The sequence below is a fragment of the Lachnoanaerobaculum sanguinis genome (assembly GCF_033242365.1).
In the GTDB taxonomy this organism is placed as follows: Bacteria; Bacillota; Clostridia; order Lachnospirales; family Lachnospiraceae; genus Lachnoanaerobaculum; species Lachnoanaerobaculum sanguinis.
The window spans coordinates 71,412-91,693 of the sequence record NZ_BTHK01000012.1; the positions used below are offsets into that span (position 1 = coordinate 71,412).

The following is a 20,282-nucleotide window of genomic DNA, read 5'->3' on the forward strand; positions in this document are numbered from 1 at the left end:
TTAATTATCTTCCTCTACTCCGTTTACTTCACTTTCAAAGCCGAACTTCCATCCGGTCTCTTCCTCAACCTCATGCACTATCTCGGCTTCAAGATCAGAATTGAGTCTTGGCAATGATTCTTTTGACTCAACTCCAAATCTTCTTAGGAATTCTTCGGTAGTTGCAAACTGTGAAGGTCTTCCGGGTGCATCAAGTTTTCCGGCTTCATAAACAAGTCCGAACTCTACCAGCCTGCTAACCACATGGTCCGATGAGACACCTCTTATACGTTCTATTTCAGCCTTTGTAATAGGCTGTTTGTAGGCAATAATTGATAATGTCTCAAGCAGGGCATCGGTAAGCACCTGCTTTTTAGGTGTCTTACATACCTTTATAAGTTGTTCATAGTACTCTGTCTTTGTACACATCTGAACACAATCTCCCAGATCAATTATCTGTATTCCTCTATTATCATTCTCATATTTTGTCTTTAATGATTCGAGATTTTGAATCACTTCATTTTCTTTCATATCAAGAGCGGCACATAATTGCCTTATTTCTACAGATGTTCCCAAGGCAAAAAGTATTGCCTCAATCGCCGCTTCTGTTTTACTTAATTTAGCCATCTAATATATCGCTAAGATCCAGCGTCTCCTCCTTTCCCTCTTCTTCCAAAGTTTCTATTTGCATTTCTCCGAAAGTCTCCTCCTGTAAAAGAGCTATTTTACCTATTTTCATAAGTTCCAATACGCTTAAAAATGTAACAACAACTTCAAGCTTGCTTACCTGACTTTCAAGGAGTGATTTAAAGGTAAATTTTCTGTGCTTTCTGGCATATGCCATAACCTCCGTTATCTTGGTTTCCAAAGATACAGGTTCCTTTTTTATAGTGCCGAAATTACTTCTTACCTTATCTATCCTGTTTTCCTTTTGCTTCATTACACGGTCAAATACTTCTTTTAACTTGTGTAGATTTAAACCGCCGAAAAGCTCATCCAGGTTTACAGGTTCCTTATATCCTTCCACTTCAGCCGGAATACTTGGCTCCTTAAAAAGTATTTTACCTGCGTCAAAATATCTTCCGGCAAGCTCATTTGCCATCATCTTGTATTTTTTATATTCCAAAAGCCTTGCCACAAGCTCAGCTCTCGGGTCAATGATCTCCTTTGTTTCCTCATCTTCTTCAAGCGGTAAAAGCATCTTTGCCTTTATATCAAGAAGCGTGGTAGCCATTACAATAAATTCACTCATCAAGTCAAGATCATCGGTTTCCAGCTCGTTCATATAGTTTAAATACTGCTCCGTAATACTCACAATCGGAATATCGTATATATCCACTCTATCCCTTTCTATAAGATATAAAAGCAAATCAAGCGGTCCTTCAAACCTCTCCAATTTGTATGAAATCTCCATACTCACCTCTCATATATAGATATCACTCAACCTTACTATTGTAACAAATTTCAAGCTTTATTGCGACACTTAAGATTAATCACAATCAGCTCAGACATATCATTCAACCTGATATTGATACTGTGAGTTCCAAGTCCTGCTCCGATTATCTGAACCATATTTCCCACTTTTTTCATTCCTACAACCAATCTGTTAAAGAAATGAAACTGTGGTGTCATTACGCCTATACCGCCGGGAAGCCTTATCGTTCCACCGTGAAAATGCCCTGCAAGTGCCAAATCCACATGACTGTCTGCATAGTCTTTTACAAACAGTGGTGAATGTGCCAATAATATATTAAACTTTGATTCATCTATACTTATGCGCTTGTTTATATAACCCTGATCCAGAGGCTTTTTAAATCTTCTCAAATAATATTTTTTCTCGAGGTCCAATCCGTGAACGCATATATTATCATCCGAATCATAGCTTTTATTTGAAAGATATACTATTCCCATATCCTCAATTATCTGCTTATATTGCCTGTAATTTAATCCGAATTTATTCTCACTCAGCCTTTGTTCATGATTTCCGTTGGCATATATACATTTATACTTACTCGAAAGTCTTTTTAAAAGCACAAGCACATTTTCTATACCAAGTCGCCCCTTTACAGTTATCATATCACCGCCTATAAGTACCAAATCAGGTGATATATCATCTATAGCCGCAAAAAGCTTTTCATTGTTTTTTCCGAAACTGTTATTATGTAAATCTGTTAAAAAGGCTATTTTCTTATCACTCTTAATCTTTTCACTGCTTATACTGTATTGTACAGTTTTAAAGTTCTTTCTTTCATAAAAAGAACGGAGCAGCAAGGAAATACTCCCCACTGCTCCTAATCCTATAATTTTAGAAAATATATTTTTCATCAAACTCCTAGCTTACCCAAACGCCGTCACTGTTTAAAGTGTATCCGTCAGGTGTGGTGGTATTTGTCAACATTTTACCATCACTTCCCAAATAATACCATAGTCCGTTGTACTTAAGCCAGCCTGAAGAATTCATCGCTCCGGAATCCTCCATAAAATACCAGGATCCGCTTGTGTCCTGTCTCCAACCTTTTGCCATTTTGCCGTCGGCATCAAACCAGTATTTCTTTCCGTTAATATTTAAAACTTCCGCTCTGGCACTTGTTCTATCTGATTTTACATAAAACCAGCTTCCGTTGCTCTCTTTCCAACCTATATCCGGTGCCATACCCGGACCGTAGTTTTCAGCCCTTACATCAGATGTGGCAATTGACTTCGGTGCGGCATCCACTTTTGCACTGTCCGCATTTGTTACCTGAACTTGCTGTGCAGATTCTGTTCTTGCCACCACTTCCTTTTTTGCAGCCTGCACTGCAGCCCCGGTAATACTCTTTTTTACACTTACATCTTTTGATGCGATATCCACACCGCCTGTTGAAGCTATCTCAAAGCCGTAGTCAAGCAAGGCTCTTGTGTCTGTATAGTGAGTTCCCTGACTCTTTAGTATTACAACTACCAGTCTTACACCGTTTCTCTCCGCACATGTTACCAAAGTATTTCCCGCACTCTTTGTATATCCGGTCTTTCCGCCTATTACACCCGGATAATATCTGTTGTCATTAGTCTGAATCATCTTATGATGCATTGCAATTGAAGTGGCAGGTTTTCCCTTTGTTGCGGGAAATGTATAATATCTTGTACTTGCAATAGCTCTGAAATTAGGGTTTCTAAACGCTTCAGCGGCAATCAATGCCATATCCTTAGCTGTAGTCTTGTGGTTTTGATTGTTCAAACCGCTCGGATTTACAAAATTTGTGTTTTTTGCACCTATTTCTCTCGCTCTTGCATTCATCATATTTGCAAAGCCTGGTATTGAACCTCCGACATGCTCGGCAAGTCCGTTTGCAACTTCATTTGCCGAGGCAAGCATTGTTCCGTAAAGGGCATCTCTTACACTTATTCTGTCACCTTCCACTACACCAAGATTTGTAGCTCCCGATTCCAGATTTGTGGTTGCACTCTTTGAAAACACCACAGTGTCATCAAGATCCGCCTGCTCCAAAGCAAGCAATGTTGTCATAATCTTAGTGATCGAGGCAGGGAAAAACTGCTTATTCCCATCTTTTTCATACAGGAATTCACCTGTATTTGCATTGTAAAGTGCAGCTCCCTGCGATGCTATACTTGGAGGTGTGGCTGCATATGTTACCATTCCGTTCCACGGTGCAAAGCTTATCGCTCCTACCGCCAATAATATTGACAGTCCACCGGCTATAATTTTTTTGATTTTCATTTTTTATACTCACTTTAATTTTAAAATTTACCCTCTAACTTATTAATACTATATCACAAATATGGCACATAAGTATTAAGTAAATCTTACATACCTATGACATTCTGCTAAACTGCATTTCCCGGGTAAAGTATCTCTAACAGTCTAATAAAAACTTATCTGAAAATCAATGAACATTTGTCTTTAAATCTGTCTTATATTTATAATCTAAAACTTCGCGCTTTCTTTGAAAAAATCAAATACAAAAATTCGGACCTTTTAAAGTCCGAATCTTATCAAATTTTAATTATTTATTTTTCCGTAAGCTCTTTCATTATATCTTCAACATGCTCCAGCGCTGTAGCTCTGTAGGCATTTGAACCACAAAAAAGCAATGCGTGACTTTCATCCGAGTTTGCTGCAGAACACAGTGCATCGGTTATACAATATGGTATTGTCTTTCTGTCACATACAGACAATGCCAAACAGTTGTGACAATGTCTTATCGGTATAGGACCCGTCTTCAGTCTGTCCATAAAGTCGTTTCTTATGGCTCTTCCCGGCATACCTACAGGTGATTTTGTGATAACTATATCTTCTTCTTTTGCATCAATATATGTCTGCTTGTAATCATCAGGTGCATCACATTCATATGTAGTAACAAATCTTGTACCCATCTGTACTCCGTCCGCACCCAAACTTATGGCATGATCCATATCTTCTTTTGTATATATACCGCCTGCTACAAATACCGGAATCTTTTTGCCGAATTTTTCTTCATAGATTCTTACTTCCTCTATGATTTCTTTTATTTCGGCATCATATTTTTCTCTTTTATAATTTTTACTTGCCATAGTATCAGCGCCCAGCTCATGAAGCTCATCATAGGAAAATCCAAGATGCCCTCCCGCAAGCGGTCCTTCTATTACTACAGCATCCGCTGTAGTGTTATATTTTCTGTCCCACATCTTTAAAATAACTTTTGCACTTTTTCTGCTTGATACTATCGGTGCAATACAGGTCTTTTTTGCGTTTTCGCTTAGCGCCTGTCCCTTTGCTACAAGCTCCGGCAATTCTATAGGCAGTCCGGCTCCGGATATTATAATATCCGCACCGGCTTTTACGGCTTCTATTACATAGTCCGCATATTTATTTGTTGCCACCATTATATTGAAGCCTATAAAAGGATTATAATTTTTTAATTTTTCCAAGAATTTAGAAGCCTGCTTTGACACCTTAAATCTCTTTTCAAATACTTCCGCCGCAATATCTCTGGCTTTTTGAAGTTCGGTCTTTACGGCACGAAGATTTGCTTCTATAGGATTTTTATAAAAATCATCTTCTCTGAATCCAATCTGTGCTGTTGATATAATTCCTATTCCTCCATTGCCTGCCACATGTGCCGCAAGGGATGAAAGGCTTATTCCTACACCCATACCGCCTTGGATAATGGGATAGAGCAAACTTTTATCACCTATTTTTAAGAATTCCATATTCCCCTTTCAGCTATTTAAAACTTTCTGAATCTGTTGTATCTGTCCTCTGCAATTTCTTCCTTGGATTTTGAAGAATTCTTCTCAAAGAAATCGTCCATATTTGAAACCATCTCTTCTATTACAGTATCCATAGTGTCTACAGTCAAAGGTATATTTTCCTTTATAACTCTGTCTATTACACCCAAAGCTAAGAGTTCCTTTGAGGTGATTTTCATAACCTCAGCAGCTTCTTTGCTCTTTTTTGCATCTTTATATAATATGGAAGCGAAACCTTCCGGTGAAAGTATTGAATATATTGAATGTTCAAGCATCCAAACTTCATTGGCTACGGCAAGTGCAAGTGCACCTCCGGATCCTCCTTCGCCTATTACAACAGAAAGTATAGGTACTGTCATATCGCTCATTTCAAAGAGTGCTCTTGCTATTGCCTCGGCCTGTCCCTTCTCCTCTGCTTCTATTCCGCAAAATGCTCCCGGAGTATCCACTATGCAAATGATTGGCATATTAAACTTCTGCGCATGCTTCATAAGTCTTAGCGCCTTACGATAACCGCTTGGATTTGGCATACCGAAATTTCTGATTTTATTTTCTTTTATGCTCTTACCCTTTTGCTCTGCCACAACCATTACAGGTTTTCCATAATAGTTTGCTATACCGCCGACAATGGCACCGTCATCTCCTGAGAGTCTGTCACCATGTAATTCCAAAAAGAAACTGAACATTCTGTCAATATAATCCTTTGCAGTAGGTCTGTCAGGTCTTCTTGATAAGAGTACACTGTCCCAGGCAGTCTTAGGTGCCTTTACCTTCGGGCGCTTCTCTGCGACCTTTTCGGTGTTTTCATCCTGACTTTCCTGACGTGCAACTTTCTTAAATCCTGAGGTGTGAGCTCTCAGTATCTTCTTTAATACGCTTCTTTGTTCAGATCTTTCCACTATAGCATCTATAAATCCATGCTCAAGTAAAAACTCTGCACTCTGGAAACCTTCCGGCAGCTTTGTTCCTATAGTCTGTGCAATAACTCTCGGGCCTGCAAATCCTATAAGGGCCTTAGGCTCTGCCAGTATAATATCACCAAGCATTGCAAATGAAGCACTTACTCCACCCATTGTGGGATCTGTGAGGAAGCTTATAAAAAGCTGTCCTGCCTCATGATGTCTTTTTAATGCTGCTGAGGTCTTTGCCATCTGCATAAGTGAAATCATACCCTCCTGCATTCTGGCACCGCCTGAACATGAGAAAATAATAATCGGCATTTTCTCTTCTGTAGCCTTTTCCACTGCTGCCGTTATCTTTTCTCCAACCACTCTTCCCATGGAAGACATCATAAATCTTGCATCACATACGGCTATAGCTGTTCTTACATTACCTATAGTAGCCTCTCCGGTAACTACAGCTTCATTGAGCTTACTCTTTTGTCTTTCCTCTTCCAGCTTAGTCTCATAATCCGGGAAATCCAAAGGATTTGATATAGGCATTGTCTTATTCCACTCGATGAAACTTCCGTCATCCACAAGCATTTCTATTCTTCTGTATGCATGAACTCTAAAATATCCGCCGCATTTCGGACATGTATAAAGATTTGACTTTACATCTTCAGCAAAAATCGGCTCTTTACAGATTCTGCACTTTTTCCAAAGTCCCTCCGGGATATCTATCTTTTCACTTTCCGGTTCTATCTTTGCATATGTCTTTTTAAACATATTTCTAAACATGACAACACCTCAAAACTTTCATTGCTACATTTTAAACTGTTTTTCTATAAATGAAGTATCTATATCAGCATCTATAAAGTAAGGATTATTAATAATCTCATAGTTAAAGTCTATATTTGTATCCACACCTTCAATTACTATCTCACCAAGAGCGGATCTCATCTTTGCAATAGCTTCCTGTCTTGTTTTTCCATGAACTATCAATTTTAAAAGCATGGAATCGTAAAAAGGTGATACTGTGTAATCTTCATAAATATGTGTATCTATTCTTACACCGTTACCGCCCGGCAAATGCATACTCTCAATTCTTCCCGGAGAAGGTGCAAAATTCTTATCGGGGTTTTCGGCATTAATTCTGCACTCTATGGAATGTCCTTCAATCTTAACATCTTTTTGAGTAACGGAAAGTTTCTCTCCCGCAGCTACTCTGATCTGCTCCTTTATAAGATCTATACCTGTGATCATCTCTGTTACAGGATGCTCTACCTGAATTCTTGTATTCATCTCCATAAAGTAGAAGTTTCTGTTCTTATCCACCAAAAACTCAATGGTTCCGGCATTCTCATATCCGGCAGCCTTTGCCGCACTTACAGCGGCTTTTCCCATCTTTTCTCTGAGCTTACTGTCAAGGAATACTGACGGGGCCTCTTCCAACACCTTTTGATGTCTTCTTTGTATGGAACAATCCCTTTCACCAAGATGTATTACATTTCCATAGCTGTCGGCCAAAATCTGGAACTCTATATGTCTCGGTCTTTCTATATATTTTTCAATATACATTGAGTCATCCGAAAAGCCTTTAAGAGCCTCAGCCTTTGCAGTCATAAAGTTCTCGGCAAAATCATCTTCGCTTCTTGATATTCTCATACCCTTTCCGCCACCGCCAAGAGCCGCCTTTATCATTACAGGGAATCCTACTTTTTTGGCAAGCTTTAATGCCTCATTCACATCCTTGACACTTCCGTCAGTTCCCGGTATTACAGGAATATGTGCTTTTTGCATGGTTGCTCTGGCTACAGCCTTATCACCAAGCTTAGCAATTGTTTCAGATTTAGGTCCGATAAACTTTATTCCGACTTCAGTACAAAGTCTTGCAAATTTCTCATTCTCCGATAAAAATCCGAATCCCGGATGAATAGCCTCGGCACCCGTTGTAATAGCCGCACTTAGTATTCTCTCCATATCCAGATAGCTCTTCATCGCAGGTGCAGGTCCTATACAAATAGCCTCATCTGCGAGCATAGTATGTAAGCTGTCTCTATCCGCCTCAGAATATACGGCAACGCTTATGATACCCATTTCTCTAAGTGCTCTGATTATTCTGACTGCAATCTCTCCTCTGTTTGCTATCAATACTTTTCTAAACATTTATTCTCCAATGATAAAGGTAAGTTCGGCATCTACCGCTATCTCACCGTCTACACTTGCTATAGCTTTACCTATTCCTATTCTTCCCTTTGATCTGATTATCTCACAGGAAAGTTTCAACTTATCTCCCGGAACAACTTTTCTTTTGAATTTAGCGGAATTTATAGCTCCGAAATATGCTGTCTTACCCTTATTCTCAGGTACTGACAATATAGCAACGGCGCCTGTCTGCGCCAATGCCTCTATCATAAGTACTCCCGGCATTACAGGCTCTTCGGGAAAATGTCCCAAAAACTGAGACTCATTATATGTTATACATTTATATCCGACACTTTTTTTGCCGGGCTCCAGCTCCTCAATACAATCAATAAGTAAAAACGGATGTCTATGAGGTATTATCTCTTGAATTTCCTTGATTCCCAACATATTCCTTACTCCAAAATAAACAGCGGCTGTCCGAACTCTACCACATCCTCATCCTTAACAAGGATCTCTTTTACAACACCGTCAAAATCACTCTCAAGCTCATTCATAAGTTTCATTGCCTCAATGATACCTATTACCTGGCCTTTCTTTACTCTGTCACCTACATTTACAAAGCTTGGTGAATCAGGTGAAGGTGCACTGTAGAAAGTTCCTACAAGCGGTGATGTTACGGTATGACCTGCAACCTTTGTGTTCTCTACCGTGCTTGCAGCTTCAAAACTTACACTCTGTGCTACCGGTACGGCCTGAACCTCTCCTGCTACAAGTTTTGTTTTATTTTTCTTTATAACAATTTTTTCAGAATCTGTAGCATAATTTAATGTATCAACATCATTCTTACTTACTGTCTCTATAAGTTTTATAATCTCATCTATCTTCATAGGTTTACTCCACGAATTTTTTTATAACTATACTTGCATTGTGACCGCCAAAGCCAAGGGAGTTGCTTATTGTTCCGTTAACTTCCACCTCTTTTGACTCTGTCAAAAAGTCCAGATTGCACTCCGGATCCTTGTTTATAAGCCCTACATTCTTGTGCATAAATCCGTCTTCTATAGATTTTACACATACAATTGCCTCAACACCTCCGGCTGCACCAAGAAGATGTCCGACCATTGACTTTGTAGAACTTATTCCGACTTTATCTGCATGCTCACCAAGAGCTGTCTTTATTGCCTTGGTCTCAAATAAATCATTGTGATGAGTTCCTGTACCATGTGCATTAACATAGTCAATATCCTCAGGCTTCATACCTGCATCCTTTATTGCAAGCTCCATAGCCTTTGCAGCGCCCGAGCCGTCCTCTGCAGGTGAAGTAATATGGAATGCATCACAGGTTGCACCATATCCTGCCATCTCGGCGTATATATGTGCACCTCTTTTTTTAGCATGCTCAAGTTCTTCTAAAACTAAAACTCCTGCTCCCTCTCCCATGATAAATCCGTTTCTGTCCTTATCAAAAGGTATTGATGCTCTGTCAGGGTCATCTACAGTATTAAGTGCTGTGAGTGAAGTAAATCCTGCCACACCGATAGGAGTAATGGAACTTTCCGTACCTCCGGCAAGCATTACATCAGCCTCTCCGTAAACAATAGATCTGAATGCCTCGCCTATACAGTTTGTTCCTGTGGCACAAGCCGTTACTACATTTATATTCTTTCCCTTACATCCATAGGCAATTGCTACATTACCTGCCGCCATATTTGAAATCATCATAGGTACCAAAAGTGGTGCCACTCTGCTTGGCCCTTTTTCCAAAAGTTTTCCGTATTCCTTTTCCATGGACTGCAGTGATCCGATTCCCGATCCTACCGCAACTCCTACCATATAAGGATCTTCCTTTGACATATCAAGCTTTGCATCTTCAATGGCCTCTTTTGTTGCCGCTACGGCAAACTGTGAAAACTGCTCCATTCTTCTGGCAGATTTTGGATCCATATAGTTCTTGGCATCAAAGCCCTTTACTTCAGCTGCCAGCTTTGCCTTATAGTCGGTTGTATCAAAGTATGTTATAGGTCCTATACCGTGTACACCCGCTTTTATGTTCTTCCAAAAATCATTGACATTAAGACCTATCGGTGTGATAGCGCCCAAACCTGTAATAACAACTCTTCTTCTCATAGTCACCTCTTTTTTAGTTGTTCTTTCAATCCTTCTTGATTACATGCTCATTCCGCCATCTATTTTGATGACCTGACCTGTAATATATCTGCCCTCTTCACCGGCAAGGTATGCTACCATATTTGCAATATCCTCTACCTCACCTTGATATCCCAACGGAATAAATGAATTTATCTTTGCCTTGGCATCATCCGTCATGGCATCTGTCATATCTGTTCTTATATATCCCGGTGCTATGGCATTTACGGTAATATTTCTGCTTGCCATCTCTCTTGCCGCAGTCTTTGTCATTCCTATAACTCCTGCCTTTGATGCCGCATAGTTTATCTGACCTGCGTTGCCCATCACACCGCTAACGGAAGAAATATTTATTATTCTTCCGGCTCTTTTCTTAATCATGTATTTTGAAACCACCTGCATGGTATTAAAGCTTCCCTTTAAATTGGTAGCTATTACCGCATCAAACTCTTCAGGTTTCATTCTCATCATCAGATTATCTTTTGTAATACCGGCATTGTTTACCAGTATATCTACAGCGCCGTCCTCTGAAATGATATTTTCGATCATCTGCTTGGTACTCTCATAATCTGATATATCACATTGGCAGATTTTTGCCCTTCCGCCATTATCCTCTATCTCTTTTGCAACTTTTTTTGCAGCCTCACTTGATGCCGCATAATTTACATATACCAGTGCTCCGTCAGCTGCCAGTTTCTTCGCTATAGCGGCTCCGATGCCTCTACCCGCACCTGTTACCAAAGCTGTTTTGCCTTCTAATCTTTTCATTTTGCCTCCAAAATCTGACTACAAACACTTGCCACATCCGCATACTCTTCAATGTTGAACATTTTTACCTGTGCATCAATTTTCTTTACAAAACCTGCCATGGTCTTACCGGGACCGATTTCTACAAATGTATCAACTCCCCATTCAATCATTTTTCTTATGCTCTGTTCCAAATGTACACTTCCGGATACCTGATCTATCAAATTTTTCTTGATTTCATTCTTATCTGTAACAATTTGTGCATTGATATTTGCCACATAAGGTATCTGAATATCTCTTATTTCGATACCGTCGAGTGCTTTTGAAAGTTTTTCTCCGGCTTCCTTCATAAGTCCCGAGTGAAAAGCACCACTTACCTTTAAAGGCAGCACTCTTTTTGCTCCGGCTTCTTTTAATTTTTCACCTGCAAGAGTAACCGCTTCCTCAGTGCCTGATATTACAGTCTGTCCCGGGCAGTTATAATTTGCCACCCAACATCCGTCTATCTCATCAACTACAGACTTGATAGTCTCGTTGGAAAGTGAAAGTACGGCACTCATTGCACCACCCTTTATTTCCGACATGTACTGACCTCTTTTATCCACTACCGAAATGGCATCCTCAGCTCTTATGGCACCGCTTAAATACAGTGCTTCATATTCTCCAAGGCTTAAACCTGCACATATATCAGCCTTAAGTCCTGTTTTTTCTACAGCCTTTAACATGGCAATACCTGTTGCCACCATGGCTATCTGTGTATATCTTGTATTGTTTAATTCATCATTTTCTTTGAAAATCAGATCACATGCATCTATCCCCGTGACTGTTTTGACACTGTCAAAAACCGCCCTTGAATCCGCATCATTTTCATAAAAACTCTTGCCCATATTTTGTTTTTGAGCTCCCTGTCCCGGGAATAAAAATGCTATCTTCATAATTTATACTAAGCTCCCTGCATTCTTTAAAAGATTAGTTGCCTCACTTATTATCTCGTCAATGATTTCTTTTGCACTTTGCTTTTTGTTTATAAGTCCTGCTATCTGACCTGCCATAACGGTTCCGTTTACAACATCACCTTCCATAACAGCCTTTCTGAGTGTACCGAGAGTCAAATACTCAAGTTCCTCAAAACTCTTACCCTCAGCCTCAAGCTTCGTGTATTCTCTGGTCATAGCGTTTCTAAGACTTCTTACCGGATGTCCGTGACTTCTGCCTGTTACGGCAGAATCGATGTCCTTGGCAGCGATTACTCTGTCTTTATAGTTTTCATGTACAATAGACTCATTTGCAACCACAAATCTTGTGCCTATCTGTACAGCCTTTGCTCCAAGCATAAGTGCCGCAGCCAAACCTCTTCCGTCTGCAATACCGCCTGCCGCAATAACAGGAATATCTACCGCATTTACTACCTGTGGAACCAAAGTCATTGTAGTAGCTTCACCTATATGTCCGCCACTCTCTGTGCCTTCCGCCACAACGGCATCCGCTCCGCATCTTTCCATTCTTCTTGCAAGTGCGACACTCGCAACTACAGGAATTACCACTATTCCGGCTTCCTTCCACATCTGCATATACTTTTCAGGTGAACCTGCGCCTGTAGTAACTACCTTTATACCTTCTTCCACAACTACCTTGGCAATTTCTTCCGCATGAGGTGACATAAGCATTACATTTACTCCAAAAGGCTTATCTGTAAGCTTTCTTGCCTCTCTTATTTCATTTCTTACAACCTCTGCCGGTGCATTTGCTCCGCCAATAAGTCCAAGTCCGCCTGCCGCACTTACCGCTGCAGCCAAATGATGCTCGGCAACCCACGCCATACCGCCTTGAATTATCGGATATTCTATACCTAATAGTTTTGTTATTTCTGTTTGCATTAATTTCCTCTGCCTTTTTAAGAAAACGCCCGTAGGCGTTTTTTATTTTTTATAAATTATCTACGCCCTTGTCCTTAAGGTAATTTACCACATCACCTACAGTTAAAAGCTTCTCTAAATCCTCAGAAGGTATTTCAACACCGTAGTTATCCTCAAGTGCCATTACCATCTCAAAAAGGTCAAGTGAGTCTGCATTTAAATCATCCTTGAAGCTTGACTCCAATGTGATTTCTGATGCATCGATATTTAACTGCTCTGCAATAATTGATTTCATTTTCTCTGACATAATTTTCTCCATCCTTTTAAATGTTTATTTTATTTATATTTAAGTTGTAAAATATTACAATCTTAATACACAAGTTCCCCAGGTTAATCCTGCTCCGAATCCACAAAGCAAAATCAAATCACCTTTTTTTGCAATACCTTTTTTTATTACCTCATCAAGCAGTAAAGGTATACTTCCTGCCGAAGTATTTCCGGTATTTTCCAGATTGTGCGGTAACTTTTCAATAGGTATATCCAGCTTTTTGGATACAGCCTCAAGTATTCTCAAATTTGCCTGATGTAAAAGATATAAATCTATATCATCCTTATGTACCCCGGCCTTTTGTATAGCGTTTTCAATGCTGTGAGGCACCGTTCTGACAGTGAATTTAAAGACCTCTTGTCCGTCCATTCTTATATATCTGTCATCACCGTAAGAATTATCATACAGTGCAAATCCCTTACTTCCGTCAGCTCCTATATCAAAGCTTAAAAATCCCTCTTCTATATCCGCTTTTTTCAGTACTGCCGCTCCCACACCGTCACCGAAAAGTACACAGGTGGTTCTGTCAGTCCAATCCATCTCTCTTGAAAGTACATCACCGCCTACTACAAGAGCATACTCAATATCCAGAGTATTCATCATAGAATATGCAATGCTCAGTGCATATATAAATCCTGAACATGCAGAGCTTACATCCATACATGCACAGTCTTTTGCTCCTAAAAGCGGTTGCAACTCACATGCGGTATTTGGGAGTCTCTTATCCTGAGTGGAAGTACCCACTATGATAAGTCCCAAATCCTTACCTTCAATATTTGCAGATTCTAATGCTTCTTTTCCGGCTGCAAATGCCAGACTTACCAGATTTTCATTTTCACCTATGATATGTCTTTTTTTGATTCCGGTTCTTTGGCTGATCCACTCATCACTTGTATCTACGATTTTACTCAAATCATCATTTGTCAAAACCTTAGAAGGCAGCTTTGAGCCTGTTCCTGCAAGTGCTATCTTCATCCTTCATAAGTCCTTTCATAAGACTTTCATCAAAATAAAAAATACTTTGAATACCAAAGCAAATAGTTTGATACTCAAAGTATTTTAATTTTACTACATAAATTTGTCAAGTGATTTGTTCATTCAGTTCCGTATGCTATTAATGCATCTTTCTTTCTGACCCCCAAGGACAATGTATAGTATAAAATATTCGCATCAAATTTTGCTTCGACTCTTTGCAGTTCATCACCTTCTATATTTTTTAAAACTCCAAGCAGTTCTCCCTTTTTTACTCTCTGTTCATGTTTAACATAAGGATACCAAAGCCCGTCACACTCCGCCTCTACATACTCCGCACTCACTATCTCTTTTTGTTTTTTATTTACACTGATATCATAATCCTCTTTTATTATCTCAAGTATCTCCATCAGCTTATACATATCTTTCTTTTCAGCCAGTACATCCTCTTCACTCCATATACCATGTGCCCCCCTTTCATAGAGCATTGCGGGAATATTCTTCTTTGCAGCATAGCTGTACAGACCATTATCCGCATATGATCCTACTCTAAAATTCACGCTCATTCTCGAAGCTATATCTCTCACATAGTTTTTCATATATTCACCGGAGCCGTAAGGAAAGAAGATAAGAGGAATGAGATTCTCATTAATATCTCCCCCATGCAAATCCACTATAAAATCAGCTATCGGGTAGAGATATTTTTCTATATCAAAAGCCATCCTTTGTGTACTTGTACCTTTTTCATCACCCGGAAATTCCCTGTTTAAATTTTTATAATCCGATGTGGATATCTGTTTTACTCCGTCATAAAATCCTTCGGTATTTAAAACAGGGCAGATAATAATATTTCCGGATAATTTTTCAGCTTCAAGTTCTTTTATAAGTCTTAGAGCAGTCTCTATTCCCACATATTCTCCGCCATGTACTCCTGCAGTTATAACTAAAGTTTTCCCTGTATTTCTCCCACAAAAAGCTGTTCCGCTTATATTCCCAAGTGTGAATTTTTTCTTTTCCCCTTTATTTATCAGAATATCTCCTATTTTCACAGATTCCTCCTTTCCGAATACACTAAGTTTTTATGTTATATTAGCATAGTTAGCAGCCTCTAACCATACATTTTTTCATTAATTATTATTTACTTAAATAAAAGACAGCCGTCTGCTTTTCTATAATTTTTATTTTTTTATGAAAGATATTTCCATGTTTTATTAAAAAAACTTGAAAAACTTATTTTCAAGTAGTATGTTTATTATGTATTAATAAACATAGATAGAAAGAGAGGAATTTTCTATGGCAACATTTATGATCGGCCTTGTGATTCTAATCGTAGGCGGACTTATCATGGGTAAGTTATGTGACCATGTTTTTCAGCCTGACGACAGAGAAACACCGGCCTATTCTAAGCAGGACGGTGTAGACTATGTGCCTATGCCTACATGGAAAAATGCACTTATCAACCTACTTAATATCGCAGGAACAGGACCAATTCTCGGACCTATCCAGGGTATTCTTTTCGGACCTATAGCACTTCTTACAATACCGATAGGTAATGTAATCGGCGGTGCGGTTCATGACTATTTTGCAGGTATGATTTGTACAAGAGACGGCGGCGCTCAGATGCCTGAGATGGTTCGCAAATATACAAGTAAAACCGTATTCTGGATTTATGATGTATTTGTATGCCTCTTACTTTTACTTGTAGGTACAGTATTTATTTATACACCAGGTGATATAGCCGCAACTCAGGTTTTCGGTTTCAGCGGTGCTCCTACAGAAGTTTCTACATGGATCATTTACGCTGTGATTTTTGCTTATTACCTTATTGCAACAGTATTCCCGATTGATAAGATTATCGGACGTGTATATCCTATCTTCGGTGCGATTTTGGTATTCTCTGCACTTGGTGTATTCGGTGCAATGGTTATCTTCCATTATCCGCTTGTAGATGTTTGGGGAAGCTGGGCAACACAGTCATTTGACTATGCCGCATATTTTAAAGCAGGACATTTTATTCCGATTTTCTTCGTTACTGTAGCCTGCGGTATCCTTTCAGGATTCCATTCATCACAGACAGCTCTTGTAGCTCGTACAATTAAGAGCGAAAAAGAAGGTCGTATGACTTTCTACAATATGATGGTTGTTGAAGGATTTATCGCTATGGTATGGGCTGCCGGCACAATGGCACTTATCCAGTTCACAGCCGAGCACGGCGGTATCACAATGCAGCTTAGTGACAAGGGTGTATGGCAGTATATGATCCAAAAAGGAGGCGAGCTTGTTGCTATTTCTCCTACCAGTGTTGTAGGTGTAGTATGCAGATATGCACTCGGACCTATCGGAGGTGCCGTAGCACTTATCGGTATTATTATACTTCCTATAACATCAGGAGATACCGCACTTCGTGCACTTAGACTTACTATTGCAGATACTTTCCATATCAAGCAGGATAACAATGCGAGAAGACTAAGTCTTGCCGTTCCTATTTTCGTTATAGTAGGTGCAATCCTTGTTTGGGCAAAGATTGATCCTAAGGGATTCAATATTCTTTGGAGATATTTCGCATGGTCTAACCAGACAATGGCACTCTTCCCACTTGCCGCCGCTACTATTTATTTGATAATAAATAAGAGAGGAAAGTGGGCATGGATGACCCTTATACCGGGTGTCTTCTACACATTTATTTGTGCATGCTATATCTTGAATGCAAAGCTTGGCTTCGGTTTAAGCTGGAATATTGCTTATATCGGCGGTGCCGTAATTGCCGCTTTATACGCAGTTCTTACTATCCTGAGAGGTAAAAAGGGTGGTTTCACTCCTGCCGATCCTGTAAAGTAAATAAAATTATTGCTCCTCCCAAGACAGTTGTAATATAATACTGTCTTGGGAGTTTTTTATTATTTTTTATTAGACAGAGGAAATATGGAAATTTTAGAATTTTTAAAACAGGAAAATATATCGGATAAAATCATTTCAGAAATAAAGTCGTTCAGAAGCTTTTATAAGCTTGAAACCGAGGACGAAAGAAGAATCCCGAAAGATTCATATCTTTACTACGGAAAAGAGATTTGGGAAGAAGCAGCTACAGCTATAATAGCAGGTGAAAATATCTTGCTTGACGGTCCTAAAGCTACAGGAAAGAACGTATTGGCACAAAATCTTGCCATGGCATTTGCAAGACCCCAGTGGGACATATCACTTTATATAAATACCGACGCTTCATCTCTTATAGGCTCGGACACCTTTGAAAACGGTGAGGTCAAGCTTAGAAAAGGACCTATATTAAACTGTGCCGTAAAGGGAGGTTTCGGAGTGCTTGATGAAATAAATATGGCAAAGAATGAATCTCTTGCCGTACTTCATGCGGTACTTGACTTTAGAAGAACCATTGATTTGCCGGGATATGACAGAATAAATCTTCATGAAGCCACAAGATTTATAGGTACAATGAACTACGGCTATGCCGGCACCAGAGAGATGAATGAAGCTCTTGCTTCAAGATTTATGGTACTTCATATGCCTGTTATATCGGCAGAAAACTTACAAAAGCTTATAAAGGATAAATATCCTACTCTAAAACCTGAGTACATATCACAATTTGCCACTCTCTTTGATGAAATAAGAAAAAAATGTGAGGGCGGTGAAATCTCTACAAGAAGTCTCGATCTTAGAGGTCTTATCTCCTGTATAGGAATGATGAAAAAGGGACTTGGAGTTACAAAGGCTCTCGAAATGGGACTTATCAATAAATGCTTTGATGAGTATGAAAGACAGCTTGTACTTGATATTGTAAGTGCCAGATTGCCTGAAAGTCTTTCGGGGGAGAGTATCTTTTCATGATCTTGACGGAGTTTGAAAAAAAGAGAGCCGCAAACATGATTTGGAATGCTGCAGGAAATTATGATGTTTCCGTCGGATTTCGTATGTATGACAATGATGCGAAAGCGGATCTTTACTGGAATACCATACTTGGCGGCAGCTATGCACATTTTGACTGGAAAAGGTTAAAGGAATTTTATAACACCTTCCATGAAACCATAGGGCAGGGAACCTATGAAGCATTGTTTTGGATTGCACTTGAAAATTCCACCTTTGAAAAGGAAAAGGATTCAAGACCAAGTCTTCCACTCCTTAGGAAAGAGTACTGCAAACAAAAGCTTATAGAGTTTATGCCGAGTATTGCTGAAAGCAGAGAGGGATGGATACTTGAAGGACATTACAGAACCTCTATGGGTGAGGACAGCGGGCTGCCCGATTTGGTAGACAGGAAGCTCTTAAGTGAGGTTGAAATCGGTGCGGATGTGGATACTGAAGGTTTTATTCGGAGTCTCTCCAATACTCTTGCAAAGTATTTTACCTATCTTCCCGGTGTCAGTGCAAAGGGTCAAAAGCGCAGATTTAAAATCCCTGTTCCAAGACTCTTCTTCGGCAAAAAGGCAGGCGTATCAAATGAAATTGAAGGCGTCACCAAGCTTGTACTTGGCTATGTCGAAAATCAGGGAGGTGCAGACGCCTCCGCATTTGAAACAGACTCTGAAAAATTTAACAGAATCACGGAAGAAGGACTAAGAAAATATATCAGCAGCTATTTCGGAAAGTCCATCTATGATGATAAGACTTCAGAGAAAATACAAAGAGAGTGCTGTACCGGTAATCATGAAGGTACCAGAATATTTTTTACAAGAGGTGAGAGTGAAGACAAGGTAAGCGGATTTGCCGCAAAAATGCGAAAAGAAATGCAAAAGCAGTATACTAAAAACAAGGAATTTTTCTTTGACAATATAGGAAGTAATAATGCTGTCATTTTGGAACTTACAAATCGTATCAAAAATGCTCTGCTGACTCAGCTTGAGCCTACTACAGTTTATTCAAAGACAGGTAAATTAAATCCCGCTCTTGTCTGGAAGGCTCTGTATCTTAACAATAATAAGATTTTTGAAAAACAGGTGGTGGAAGGTAGCGGCAGTATAAGTGTCGATATTTTACTTGATGCCTCAGCTTCACAGATTCATCGTATGGACACAGTATCTACACAAGGCTATATTATTTCAAAAGCACTTGATAACTGCCATGTTCCTGTAAGGGTATGGGGATATTCATCTATGAACGGCTACACTGTAATGAATCTTTACAGAGATTACAATGAGACCTCAAAAAACAATGAGATATTCAGATTCTTTACAACAGGTGCCAACAGAGACGGTCTTGCGCTTAACGCTTTAATGGAACAGATGAAGAAAAACAATGCTTCTCACAGAGTTGTGATATGGCTTACGGATATCAAGCCGAATGATATGCTCGAGGTCAAGGGTAAATCAAGAAATTACAGCGGTGATATCGCTATAGAGGATATGACCGAGCTTGTGCATAAAGCAAAGCTTGAAAACATTTATGTCCTCTGCGCCTTTACAGGTGATGACGCCGACCTGCCGAATGTTCAGAAAATCTTCGGCCGAAGTTTTGTAAAAGTAAAATCGCTTGATAATTTTGCCTCATTAGTAGGAAATATGATACAGGCGGAAATTAGGAGAATGTAAAAATAGCAGTTTACCGCAAAAGGTAAACTGCTCTTTTTATAAATACTATACTTTTAACTGCTTCATTACTTCTTTAACTTTACTATCAGATATCTTACAATAAGTCCGACGGCAACAAAATATCCCACATATCTGACCACATTTATAACTGTCCATATGAAGTCCCAAAACAACTGCATATCCATAAGATTCCTCCTCATTCCCCATACAAAACTTTCACGAAGCTTTTATTTAATTTCATTGTACATCTTATAAATCAGTTGTCAATAGCTGTGTCTTATTTGTAGGCTTTATGTATTTTTAATTCAATATATTTCTGACCGACTTATACCCGTCTTCCGTCGAAGTACTATGAAAGTTCCGACGTTTTAAATTTCTAATAAGCTATTTAGTTTTATGCAATTCTTTTAAATCCCTTATTTTAAAGGCTTTTCTTACATAAAAAATATTTCAAAAAATTTGA

19 protein-coding genes are annotated in these 20,282 nt (G+C 39.3%); 3 read left to right on the forward strand and 16 right to left on the reverse strand.

Features of this window, described 5'->3' with window-relative positions:
- From scpB to SBH76_RS09355, 16 genes are all read right to left on the reverse strand, one after another.
- Positions 1–606, reverse strand: coding sequence for an SMC-Scp complex subunit ScpB (gene scpB / locus SBH76_RS09280; RefSeq protein ID WP_317977586.1), 606 nt, complete (start codon positions 604–606; stop codon positions 1–3).
- Complete coding sequence (locus SBH76_RS09285; protein WP_317977587.1) at positions 599–1,393, reverse strand: segregation and condensation protein A; 795 nt, start codon at positions 1,391–1,393, stop codon at positions 599–601. The genes scpB and SBH76_RS09285 overlap by 8 nt, the downstream gene beginning before the upstream one ends.
- Positions 1,394–1,443: 50 nt before the next feature.
- Complete coding sequence (locus tag SBH76_RS09290) at positions 1,444–2,304, reverse strand: metallophosphoesterase (protein ID WP_317977588.1); 861 nt, start codon at positions 2,302–2,304, stop codon at positions 1,444–1,446.
- A 7-nt stretch (positions 2,305–2,311) separates the two neighbouring features.
- Positions 2,312–3,697 carry a serine hydrolase gene (locus tag SBH76_RS09295; protein ID WP_317977589.1) on the reverse strand — a complete coding sequence of 462 codons (1,386 nt, stop codon included), beginning with the start codon at positions 3,695–3,697 and terminating at the stop codon, positions 2,312–2,314.
- A 290-nt stretch (positions 3,698–3,987) separates the two neighbouring features.
- On the reverse strand, positions 3,988–5,169 hold the full coding sequence (locus tag SBH76_RS09300) for an NAD(P)H-dependent flavin oxidoreductase (RefSeq protein WP_317977590.1): 1,182 nt from the start codon (positions 5,167–5,169) through the stop codon (positions 3,988–3,990).
- A 17-nt stretch (positions 5,170–5,186) separates the two neighbouring features.
- Positions 5,187–6,887 carry an acetyl-CoA carboxylase, carboxyltransferase subunit beta gene (accD, locus tag SBH76_RS09305; RefSeq protein WP_317977591.1) on the reverse strand — a complete coding sequence of 567 codons (1,701 nt, stop codon included), beginning with the start codon at positions 6,885–6,887 and terminating at the stop codon, positions 5,187–5,189.
- Between the two features lie 24 nt (positions 6,888–6,911).
- Positions 6,912–8,255: an acetyl-CoA carboxylase biotin carboxylase subunit gene (locus tag SBH76_RS09310; RefSeq protein ID WP_314098547.1), complete on the reverse strand. Its 1,344-nt coding sequence runs from the start codon at positions 8,253–8,255 to the stop codon at positions 6,912–6,914.
- Positions 8,256–8,681, reverse strand: coding sequence for a 3-hydroxyacyl-ACP dehydratase FabZ (gene fabZ, locus SBH76_RS09315; protein ID WP_007595523.1), 426 nt, complete (start codon positions 8,679–8,681; stop codon positions 8,256–8,258).
- 5 nt (positions 8,682–8,686) lie between these two features.
- Entirely contained in the window at positions 8,687–9,121 is a 435-nt protein-coding gene (gene accB / locus SBH76_RS09320; protein WP_314098544.1) for an acetyl-CoA carboxylase biotin carboxyl carrier protein, read from the reverse strand.
- Between the two features lie 4 nt (positions 9,122–9,125).
- On the reverse strand, positions 9,126–10,361 hold the full coding sequence (gene fabF / locus SBH76_RS09325; RefSeq protein ID WP_317977592.1) for a beta-ketoacyl-ACP synthase II: 1,236 nt from the start codon (positions 10,359–10,361) through the stop codon (positions 9,126–9,128).
- Positions 10,362–10,400: 39 nt separating this feature from the next.
- Complete coding sequence (fabG, locus tag SBH76_RS09330; RefSeq protein WP_317977593.1) at positions 10,401–11,147, reverse strand: 3-oxoacyl-[acyl-carrier-protein] reductase; 747 nt, start codon at positions 11,145–11,147, stop codon at positions 10,401–10,403.
- Complete coding sequence (gene fabD, locus SBH76_RS09335; RefSeq protein WP_317977594.1) at positions 11,144–12,061, reverse strand: ACP S-malonyltransferase; 918 nt, start codon at positions 12,059–12,061, stop codon at positions 11,144–11,146. The genes fabG and fabD overlap by 4 nt, the downstream gene beginning before the upstream one ends.
- Positions 12,062–12,064: 3 nt before the next feature.
- Positions 12,065–13,003 (reverse strand): enoyl-[acyl-carrier-protein] reductase FabK, encoded by a 939-nt coding sequence (gene fabK / locus SBH76_RS09340; RefSeq protein ID WP_009663177.1) that lies wholly within the window; start codon positions 13,001–13,003, stop codon positions 12,065–12,067.
- Between the two features lie 49 nt (positions 13,004–13,052).
- Positions 13,053–13,289, reverse strand: a complete 237-nt coding sequence (gene acpP, locus SBH76_RS09345) for an acyl carrier protein (RefSeq protein WP_007595511.1) — start codon at positions 13,287–13,289, stop codon at positions 13,053–13,055.
- 54 nt (positions 13,290–13,343) lie between these two features.
- Positions 13,344–14,285 carry a beta-ketoacyl-ACP synthase III gene (locus SBH76_RS09350; RefSeq protein ID WP_317977595.1) on the reverse strand — a complete coding sequence of 314 codons (942 nt, stop codon included), beginning with the start codon at positions 14,283–14,285 and terminating at the stop codon, positions 13,344–13,346.
- A gap of 119 nt (positions 14,286–14,404) precedes the next feature.
- On the reverse strand, positions 14,405–15,331 hold the full coding sequence (locus tag SBH76_RS09355; RefSeq protein ID WP_317977596.1) for a M14 family metallopeptidase: 927 nt from the start codon (positions 15,329–15,331) through the stop codon (positions 14,405–14,407).
- 244 nt (positions 15,332–15,575) lie between these two features.
- On the opposite strand from SBH76_RS09355, the gene SBH76_RS09360 reads away from it, so the two are divergent.
- The 3 genes from SBH76_RS09360 to SBH76_RS09370 all read left to right on the forward strand — a co-directional run bounded on the left by SBH76_RS09360 (position 15,576) and on the right by SBH76_RS09370 (position 19,819).
- On the forward strand, positions 15,576–17,120 hold the full coding sequence (locus SBH76_RS09360) for a carbon starvation CstA family protein (protein ID WP_317977597.1): 1,545 nt from the start codon (positions 15,576–15,578) through the stop codon (positions 17,118–17,120).
- 84 nt (positions 17,121–17,204) lie between these two features.
- The gene (locus SBH76_RS09365; protein WP_317977598.1) at positions 17,205–18,122 is read left to right on the forward strand and encodes an AAA family ATPase; all 918 of its coding nucleotides are present in this window, start codon (positions 17,205–17,207) and stop codon (positions 18,120–18,122) included.
- A complete protein-coding gene (locus tag SBH76_RS09370) occupies positions 18,119–19,819 on the forward strand; it encodes a vWA domain-containing protein (protein WP_317977599.1) in 1,701 nt (566 codons plus the stop codon). The genes SBH76_RS09365 and SBH76_RS09370 overlap by 4 nt, the downstream gene beginning before the upstream one ends.
- The last annotated feature ends 463 nt before the right edge of the window (positions 19,820–20,282 follow it).

What these genes read in the sequence shown, in the direction of transcription:
- scpB (WP_317977586.1), bottom strand. Translation starts at nt 606, where the DNA reads ATGGCTAAATTAAGTAAAACAGAAGCGGCGATTGAGGCAATACTTTTT.
- SBH76_RS09285 (WP_317977587.1), bottom strand. Translation starts at nt 1,393, where the DNA reads ATGGAGATTTCATACAAATTGGAGAGGTTTGAAGGACCGCTTGATTTG.
- SBH76_RS09290 (WP_317977588.1), bottom strand. Translation starts at nt 2,304, where the DNA reads ATGAAAAATATATTTTCTAAAATTATAGGATTAGGAGCAGTGGGGAGT.
- SBH76_RS09295 (WP_317977589.1), bottom strand. Translation starts at nt 3,697, where the DNA reads ATGAAAATCAAAAAAATTATAGCCGGTGGACTGTCAATATTATTGGCG.
- SBH76_RS09300 (WP_317977590.1), bottom strand. Translation starts at nt 5,169, where the DNA reads ATGGAATTCTTAAAAATAGGTGATAAAAGTTTGCTCTATCCCATTATC.
- accD (WP_317977591.1), bottom strand. Translation starts at nt 6,887, where the DNA reads ATGTTTAGAAATATGTTTAAAAAGACATATGCAAAGATAGAACCGGAA.
- SBH76_RS09310 (WP_314098547.1), bottom strand. Translation starts at nt 8,255, where the DNA reads ATGTTTAGAAAAGTATTGATAGCAAACAGAGGAGAGATTGCAGTCAGA.
- fabZ (WP_007595523.1), bottom strand. Translation starts at nt 8,681, where the DNA reads ATGTTGGGAATCAAGGAAATTCAAGAGATAATACCTCATAGACATCCG.
- accB (WP_314098544.1), bottom strand. Translation starts at nt 9,121, where the DNA reads ATGAAGATAGATGAGATTATAAAACTTATAGAGACAGTAAGTAAGAAT.
- fabF (WP_317977592.1), bottom strand. Translation starts at nt 10,361, where the DNA reads ATGAGAAGAAGAGTTGTTATTACAGGTTTGGGCGCTATCACACCGATA.
- fabG (WP_317977593.1), bottom strand. Translation starts at nt 11,147, where the DNA reads ATGAAAAGATTAGAAGGCAAAACAGCTTTGGTAACAGGTGCGGGTAGA.
- fabD (WP_317977594.1), bottom strand. Translation starts at nt 12,061, where the DNA reads ATGAAGATAGCATTTTTATTCCCGGGACAGGGAGCTCAAAAACAAAAT.
- fabK (WP_009663177.1), bottom strand. Translation starts at nt 13,003, where the DNA reads ATGCAAACAGAAATAACAAAACTATTAGGTATAGAATATCCGATAATT.
- acpP (WP_007595511.1), bottom strand. Translation starts at nt 13,289, where the DNA reads ATGTCAGAGAAAATGAAATCAATTATTGCAGAGCAGTTAAATATCGAT.
- SBH76_RS09350 (WP_317977595.1), bottom strand. Translation starts at nt 14,285, where the DNA reads ATGAAGATAGCACTTGCAGGAACAGGCTCAAAGCTGCCTTCTAAGGTT.
- SBH76_RS09360 (WP_317977597.1), top strand. Translation starts at nt 15,576, where the DNA reads ATGGCAACATTTATGATCGGCCTTGTGATTCTAATCGTAGGCGGACTT.
- SBH76_RS09365 (WP_317977598.1), top strand. Translation starts at nt 17,205, where the DNA reads ATGGAAATTTTAGAATTTTTAAAACAGGAAAATATATCGGATAAAATC.
- SBH76_RS09370 (WP_317977599.1), top strand. Translation starts at nt 18,119, where the DNA reads ATGATCTTGACGGAGTTTGAAAAAAAGAGAGCCGCAAACATGATTTGG.